The following is a 7,044-nucleotide window of genomic DNA, read 5'->3' on the forward strand; positions in this document are numbered from 1 at the left end:
CCGTGAGCGCGTTTGGCGTGCCCAGCTCGCCCAGCGTGGTGCCCGCGCCCTTCAACCACTTCCAGATCAGCTTGTCCTTGCTGTCATCGCTCGTGTTGTTCTTGAGCAAGAGGATCGACTTGCCGGCGCTCCGGCAGGTATTGCGGATCTCGCACGTCGGCGGAGGCGCAGGCTCATCGATGAAAAACTCGTCCATGCCGAAGCAGTCAACCGGATTCGCCGCGGTAAAGACCACCTTGTCGACCGCGTCGAAGGCACTGCCAAGATACACGGCGGTGCCGGGGAAACCCCAGTCCTCGCTCGGGAGCATGACAGGCGGTCCGGTGGAGACGCTGTTGTTGAAGCCTTCCACAAAGGCCTGCTCGTTTCCGGATGCCGGGCTGCCACCTTCATCGGTGTTCGACGTGAGCACGAAGTAGTTCAGGTCAAAAGTGCCGCCACCGATCTTGGTGATCTCGATCGAGACGACATCGCCGTACTCCCCGGTCGCCCAATGGGCGTGAATCACGTCGTTGTCAGCGTCGTAGTAGTTGCCGATGTTCGTCGAGATCCCGGCAGAGCCGGCATTGGGAACGAAGTCGAGCCGGAACCCGCCCTCTTCATAGAAGTCGACATCTTCCCAGAGCGAATCGTTGTCGGTGGTCTCGGTTGTCGCGTCTAGGAGTGTGACCGTTCCGCCCGTAAACGAGACCACCGTCGCCCGTGAGTCCCCAGGCAGCGTCATCGTCGTTGATACGACGACGGCACACATCAAAATTCGGCAAATCATCGTGTCCCTCCTTACCAATCCCTGGGGCTCGCGCTCAGGTGCGCGGCCGCGCTCATGCGGGCATCACTGTGGTTATCTTGACTCAGTCAGAGCGCTATAAATGTCACCTGCGGTGTACCCATCGCTGTTCGAGAATCTTGGTCTTGCCGTTGGTACTGCAGGGGCCGTCTGCGCCGCTGAGCAATGGGCGCTACTGCTTCGCCTTGAACTGCGTCGCGTCGTTCTTCTTCTCGTCGGCGAAGGTGAACGTGCTCTCCAGGCAGAGCGGCGAGCCGTTCTTCTTGAGCTGCACCGTCACTGGGTAAGTCAGTGGCAACGCTGGGTCAGGCAATCCTGCGCCCGCACCCTTGACCAGCGCTTTCGACTTCGCGCTGGTACCGGCCTTCAGCAACGCGTTCGTCACATCGTTCGGGCCGGCGCCCTTGAACTTGTAACCCTTGTCGGCGATTGCGCTCCATCCCTCGCCTGGTGGCATTCCCGCATAGGCAATCAGCGCGTTGGCGCTCCCGGCATAGACACACAGCGAGTAGCTGGCACTCAAGACCGGCTCGGTCGGGTCGGCAAGCTGCGACTGATCCAAGGCGCCTCCCTTGACCCACTTCCAGATGAGTTTGTCCTTTGAGTCATCCGAAGGACTCTTCATCGAGAACTTCGACTTCAGTGATGTCAGGCAGCCAAAAGCGGGCACGGACCCACACGGGGTGTTCAATGCAAACACCTCAATACGACCAAACTCGGCGGGGTTCGTAAAAGACGTATCGCCGAGAATATTGGTCGGCCCATCGCCGTATGAAAAGTAATTCAAATATCCTCCGTCGAGAGTCTCCTCCACATCGATGTCATGTCCTCCGCCGAACATGAAACCGTACGAGAAAGAGGCTGTCTGATATTCCCCTTCTGCAACACCGAGGCGTTGGCGTTGGATCACTACGTCCACCAAATTGAACAGAAATGCTGTCCGATCTGCATCGAGCGGGGTATAAACGTACCCCGAGCCTCCCTGCCAGCTGTTCGGATTGTAGCCGCCAATGATCGTCGTCTCAGGACCAGTCACCTCGAGCACGGTGAAGGTAGGGCCCATTCCATCAACCGCGGCGTGGAAGTCTGTGCCTCGCTTCCCGTCGCCCGGGACACGGTCAAACACTTTTGTCAGCGTCAGCGGCCCCGCACCCAGCCATGCCTCGAGCTGCGCCACGTCCGAAGCCCCGAGAAGGGCCGATCCCCCGACGACGGTGCCGGCAGAAGCGACGGATGACGTGCCCGCCACGGCGGCCACAAGAACAACGATCGCCCACAGGCACGTGGTGCTCCTCAAAACCATCTTTCCCCCCGCCTCCCGTCGTGTGACGGGCTTCGCATGCCGGTGTCCCCGCCGGCGCACGTTTCGTTTTTGCCACGTACAAGCAACCACAGTCCGAAAGCAATTAGGGAAAACCCGTAGTGTCAGCAGTAGTGGTTTCGCATTCGGAAGCGCTGCGCGCGGCTGGCTGCGCCATGGCAACCCGCCCGGTGACCCGTCGACGGCACCGCGCTGCGGGGCGCGGACACGGGCAGGGGCGCCATGCCGAGCGCCCCGGGTGCGCGGCCGGCGCCGCGGTCGGATGCACGGCGGCGCCCGCGGCAGCGGCGCACCGCCTGGCAACCAAAATGCCCTGAAACACGGGGAGCATGGCCGGCTTGCCGTGCTGGAACGTAAAGCCGCTCGGTCCCTGATGGTGGCGCTTGGCCCGTGAGCGAACGTCGGCCGTTGGGGCACCATGAGGTTGGGCGAACGACGCGCACCTCACCGCTTGGCGATTCTACGACGAACCTGGCTTTCCCCGGATGAAGACGGCCCCTGCGACGAGATGCCGCAGGAGCCGCGTTGTGGTGCGGTGGAGCAGCCGAGACTACTGCTTCGCCTTGAACTGCGTCGCGGTATTCTTGATCACGGCGCCGGAATTGTAGACCGCCTCGAAGCAGGTGCTGTTCGAGTCGTTGACCAGCTGCACGGTCACCGGCAGCGTCAGCGCCGGGGCGAGCGTGTCGGGCAAATAGGTCCCCTTGCCCTTCACCAGGGCCTTCGCCTTGCCGGCGGCGCCGCTCTTGAGAATCACCTTCTGTGCACCGTCAGGCAGACCGTTCGCGCTCTTGAACTTGAACCCCGTGCTGCCGAGTGTCTGCCAGCTTGGCGCACCCGCAGGGATGGTGAGCGCGGCGGAGGAGGTGCCGGCATACAGGCAGAGCGTGTACTCCGTGAGCGCGTTTGGCGTGCCCAGCTCGCCCAGCGTGGTGCCCGCGCCCTTCAACCACTTCCAGATCAGCTTGTCCTTGCTGTCATCGCTCGTGTTGTTCTTGAGCAAGAGGATCGACTTTGCGTCGTCCCCCAACGGGCGCCGCGACTGTTTCACTGTTTTCCAACTGTGTCCACAGTGTGTTCAGCGCTTGGAGGGCGCTTGGCCAGGTAGTGGTTCCGGAAGCGTCTAAGTTATTGAATGGCCTCGGGGCGACTCGAACGCCCACGCCCTTTCGGACAACAGATTTTGAGTCTGTCGTGTCTGCCAATTCCACCACGAGGCCGTGCGCAGGAACGTGCCATCGTTGGGCCCCGACTGCAACGGGTCCGTGCCGCCACGGCGTGCGTGGGGAAAAGAACCTGCTCCGGATTACGCGCACTGAACGGAGGAAGCGGATTCTGATGATCAGCACTGTGCTGACCCAGGCGAAGAGGGGCCTGTGTGTTGTAGGGAATGGGCGTGATGATCGTTTGCTCACTCCTGCTCGCCGGGGGCATGACTCTGGCGACTGCATCGACGCCTCCCGGAACCAGCGCGCTCCCGCCGCCCGCCGCCACGCCAGGCTCGTCGGCGCTCAGGCCGATCGACCAGGCTGCGCTGCAGGCCATGGTGGAGACGACCGCCCGGGCACTCCTGGTCCCCGGCGCCCTGGTGCTGTTGCGCACACCGCAGGGCGAGTTCACGGCGGTCTACGGCACCACCGCGCTGGGCACTGCCAGCCCGCCCAGCGCTGACACCCACTTCAGGATCGCTTCGAATACCAAGACGATGACCGCCGCGGTGCTGATGCAGCTGGCGCAGGAAGACACGCTCCGTCTCGACGATCCGGTCTCACAGTACGTCCCGGGCGTGCCCAACGGCGACCACATCAGCATCGCCGAGCTGCTGGGGATGCGCAGCGGCCTCTACAACTACACCAATGCGCCCGCGCTATCGGCGAGCCTGGATCGTGACCCGACCAGGGTGTGGTCCGCCGCCGACGTGTTGGCCATTGCGTTCGCGCGGCCACCCAACTTCCCGCCCGGGACAGCCTACGAGTACAACAATACGAACTACGCGCTGCTCGGCCTCGTCGCTGAGAAGATCCATGGCAAGCCCCTGGCGCAGGTGATGCGGGACCGGCTGTTCGGGCCGCTGGGCCTGCAGCACACCGTGCTGCCCGCCAGTGCGGTCAACACCCTCCCCGAGCCCTACTCGCACGGCTACCTGTACGGCAGCACCTCGGTCGCCCTGATGGGCTCACCGTCCTACGCACCCGAGGTCCAGGCCGCGGCCCGCGCCGGCACCCTGCGGCCGAATGACTACACGGGCCTGAACCATTCCGTTGCCGCGGCAGCCGGGGGGGTCGTCTCCACCGCCAACGATCTCGCCATCTGGATCCGGGCACTGGTCGCCGGCCAGGTGCTCGACGCCGCCTATCAGCGCCGCTGGCTCGACGGCTTGCGGCCCGAGGACCCAGCCAAGCCCGACGGACAGCAGTACGGGTACGGCATCGCCCAACTGCGCTGGGGCCCGAACACGCTCTATTTTCACGGCGGCGAGACCGCCGGCTACAACTCGAAGATCTGCTACGACCCAGCCAACCAGATGACGCTGGTCGTGTGGACCAATCTGGCCGTAGCGCTCGACGGACAGCAGCCGGCCAACACGCTCATGGTGAACGTGCTCGACCAGATCTACGAGGTGTCGCCGCTCGCCCCTTCCGCACCGCGCGGGAAGGTCAGGCCGTGACGCGGGTCGGGACTATTGCGGCGGGCCCTGGGGCTCGGGTCGCAGGAAGGTGTCGAGCGGCTGCGGGGCTTCGGTCTGCCGCATCGCCTGTTGGTACTTCACCTTGGCCTGCGCCTCGCGGGCCAGGCGCTTGATGGTCGGGTGCGGCTCGGTGCGCTCGACGTTCTGCAGGAACTCGATGGTCTCGGGGTCGCCGATGTCGCCGAGGGCGAAGATGGCGGTGCCGCGCGTGGCGTGGTCGAGATCGCGGCCGAGGAACTCGACGATCGGCTTGGAGGCGCGTTGGTCGCCGATCTTGCCGAGCGCCGCCAGGATGCGCTGCTTCACCTCGGGCTCGGTGCCGCGCAGGAAGAGCTGCTGGATCAGCACCGGGGTGGCGTCGGCGGCGCGCAGGTCGCCGCAGGAGTCGATCGCCTTGGCTTTGACGCGCATGTCGGAATCGCCCAGCGCCTGCACCATGTAGGCGATGGCGGCCGGCTCGTTCGACTCGGTCATCGAGCGCAGGCCCTGCAGGCGCTCCATCGGGTCCTCGCTGTCCATCTGGCGAGCGAAGTCTTCGACGCTGGTGCCCTTGGTCTGCTTGTCGTAGCGCTTGCGCACCTGGTCGGCCGAGATCTGCGCCCCGGCGCGGCCGCCGGCCGTGGCCACGAGACCGGCGACCGCCAGGCTCGCCAGTACGATGCGGGTGCGCGACATCATCATTGCACGTCCAACCGGCTCACCCGCGGTGCGCCCACGGTCGCACCTTGGGGTCTACCGGCATCAGGCGGATCATCACCCAATCGGCCATCGGGAAGACGGCGTAGTCGGGCGGGCTGTCGGCCTGCAGGTCGAGCACGACGCGCAGCGAGCCGAGCTGGCGGGTGACCTGCACCGTGGAGACCAGCGAATCGCCGCCCGGGAACACTTCCTCGCCCGATTCGGTGCCGGTCGGCCCCTGGATGTCGAGGACGATGCGGGCCGGGTTGTTGTAGCTCGAATGGGTCACCGCCGTCGGCAGCCGCGAGAGCTTGAGGAAGACGCCGCGGAAGCCACCCTCGGCGCTGACGACCTCGAACTCGCGCAGGTCGAGCGGGACGTCGATGGCCGACAGACTGGCGGAGACAGCGGGATCTTCAGCGCCGAGCTCGTCAGCGGGCTTGCGGGTGACACAGCCACCAGCCAGGACCGCCAAGGCGAGCGCGCCGCAGAACAGCGGGCGAATTCGCATCATGGACCATCAGTGATACCGGAGCGGGCGCCGTGCAGCAACCTTGACTCCCCCCAGACCCGCCGGTACAAACGCTCGATATACTCAGCAGGTTTCGGAGGTGGGAATGCGTAGAGCTTCAGCGGCGGTGGTGGCGCTTCTCTGTGGGGCGGTCGGATGTTCGACCGTTCAGTCGACGCCACCAGCCGCAAAACCCGCCGCCGCCACCCCGGCCCTCTACGCCACGCCCGTGGCCGTGCCGACCGTACCGAAGGCCACGCCGCTGCCCGCCGGCGCCCCGCCGCTGCCGACGCGCCCGGTGAAGAACCCGGACAGCGACGCGCAGAAGGCGGCCGGCAAGATCGTCGGACCGATCGTCACCCACGCCGGCGCCGCCAGCGCCGACGGCCGCGTCCTGGCACCGACCGGCAAGACCGCCCAGGGCGTGCCGATCTACCGCCACCCGGTCGGCGCCGGCTTCATGATCGTCATCGAGGGCAAGCCGGGCATCAGCAACGTCGAGGTCGGCCGCAGCATCTTCCGCTACGATGCCAACGATCCTTCGCTGCGCCCCGATCTGGAGATCGAGGTCGACCGCCCGCTCGGCGACGGCAGCGCCGCGGTGTGCGACCAGCGCCGGCCGAGCATCGGCGGCATACCGGCGATCGATCCGCCCAGCTATGCCGATACGGCCAAGGTCGCCGCGGCGCTGAACGATCTGTCCTGCCGCTTCGAAACCTTCATCGAATCGAACTCGTCGTGCACGCTCAACAAGTACGGCGACTTCGAATTCGCCAACAAGGACACCAAGGTCCAGTTCTGCCTCGTCGTGGCGCGCTCCTGGCAGTTCCCCGACGGCGATACGCTGGTCAGCGTGCGCCTGCGCGACACCGACGGCAACCCGGGCCCGGTCTCCCGCTTCGTTCTGCAGAGAAAGCCGAATCCGACCCAGCCACCGCGGGCGCGGCCGACCGCGACGCCCACCGTCTCGAGGCGCAGAGAATGACGCGAATCACGACTCAGGCACTGGCAGCCCTGTTCGCCCTCTCGCTCGCCGGCTGCGGCGGCTGCAACAAGAC

8 protein-coding genes and 1 tRNA gene are annotated in these 7,044 nt (G+C 65.5%); 3 read left to right on the top strand and 6 right to left on the bottom strand.

The annotated features are described in order from the left end of the window. A partial coding sequence (locus ACRDUX_RS22825) for a hypothetical protein (protein WP_526416777.1) occupies positions 1 to 724 on the bottom strand: 724 nt, incomplete at its 3' end. Between the two features lie 235 nt (positions 725 to 959). After that, on the bottom strand, positions 960 to 2,045 hold the full coding sequence (locus tag ACRDUX_RS22830) for a PEP_CTERM-anchored TLD domain-containing protein (RefSeq protein ID WP_526416779.1): 1,086 nt from the start codon (positions 2,043 to 2,045) through the stop codon (positions 960 to 962). Positions 2,046 to 2,112: 67 nt separating this feature from the next. Between ACRDUX_RS22830 and ACRDUX_RS22835 the strand changes: the two genes are divergently transcribed. After that, the gene (locus ACRDUX_RS22835) at positions 2,113 to 2,502 is read left to right on the top strand and encodes an HGGxSTG domain-containing protein (protein ID WP_526416789.1); all 390 of its coding nucleotides are present in this window, start codon (positions 2,113 to 2,115) and stop codon (positions 2,500 to 2,502) included. Between the two features lie 156 nt (positions 2,503 to 2,658). On the opposite strand, the gene ACRDUX_RS22840 is transcribed toward ACRDUX_RS22835, so the two are convergent. Then, positions 2,659 to 3,111 (bottom strand): hypothetical protein, encoded by a 453-nt coding sequence (locus tag ACRDUX_RS22840; protein WP_526416781.1) that lies wholly within the window; start codon positions 3,109 to 3,111, stop codon positions 2,659 to 2,661. Between the two features lie 133 nt (positions 3,112 to 3,244). Beyond that, positions 3,245 to 3,328, bottom strand: a tRNA-Leu gene (locus ACRDUX_RS22845). 212 nt (positions 3,329 to 3,540) lie between these two features. Here ACRDUX_RS22845 and ACRDUX_RS22850 point away from each other — a divergent pair. Next, positions 3,541 to 4,776, top strand: a complete 1,236-nt coding sequence (locus ACRDUX_RS22850; RefSeq protein WP_526416791.1) for a serine hydrolase domain-containing protein — start codon at positions 3,541 to 3,543, stop codon at positions 4,774 to 4,776. A gap of 12 nt (positions 4,777 to 4,788) precedes the next feature. Here the strand turns inward: ACRDUX_RS22850 and ACRDUX_RS22855 are convergent, their stop codons facing one another. Together ACRDUX_RS22855 and ACRDUX_RS22860 are read right to left on the bottom strand one after the other, a co-directional pair. Beyond that, complete coding sequence (locus tag ACRDUX_RS22855; protein WP_526416783.1) at positions 4,789 to 5,478, bottom strand: HEAT repeat domain-containing protein; 690 nt, start codon at positions 5,476 to 5,478, stop codon at positions 4,789 to 4,791. A gap of 16 nt (positions 5,479 to 5,494) precedes the next feature. Continuing rightward, positions 5,495 to 5,989, bottom strand: a complete 495-nt coding sequence (locus tag ACRDUX_RS22860) for an AMIN domain-containing protein (RefSeq protein ID WP_526416785.1) — start codon at positions 5,987 to 5,989, stop codon at positions 5,495 to 5,497. A 226-nt stretch (positions 5,990 to 6,215) separates the two neighbouring features. Between ACRDUX_RS22860 and ACRDUX_RS22865 the strand changes: the two genes are divergently transcribed. Beyond that, complete coding sequence (locus ACRDUX_RS22865) at positions 6,216 to 6,971, top strand: hypothetical protein (protein ID WP_526416787.1); 756 nt, start codon at positions 6,216 to 6,218, stop codon at positions 6,969 to 6,971. Positions 6,972 to 7,044 lie beyond the last annotated feature (73 nt).

The organism is Mycobacterium sp., from assembly GCF_050701675.1.
In the GTDB taxonomy this organism is placed as follows: domain Bacteria; phylum Actinomycetota; class Actinomycetes; order Mycobacteriales; family Mycobacteriaceae; genus Mycobacterium.

Coding starts and splice junctions, on each gene's coding strand:
- ACRDUX_RS22850 (WP_526416791.1), top strand. CDS start 3,541: ATGACTCTGGCGACTGCATCGACGCCTCCCGGAACCAGCGCGCTCCCG.
- ACRDUX_RS22855 (WP_526416783.1), bottom strand. CDS start 5,478: ATGATGATGTCGCGCACCCGCATCGTACTGGCGAGCCTGGCGGTCGCC.
- ACRDUX_RS22860 (WP_526416785.1), bottom strand. CDS start 5,989: ATGATGCGAATTCGCCCGCTGTTCTGCGGCGCGCTCGCCTTGGCGGTC.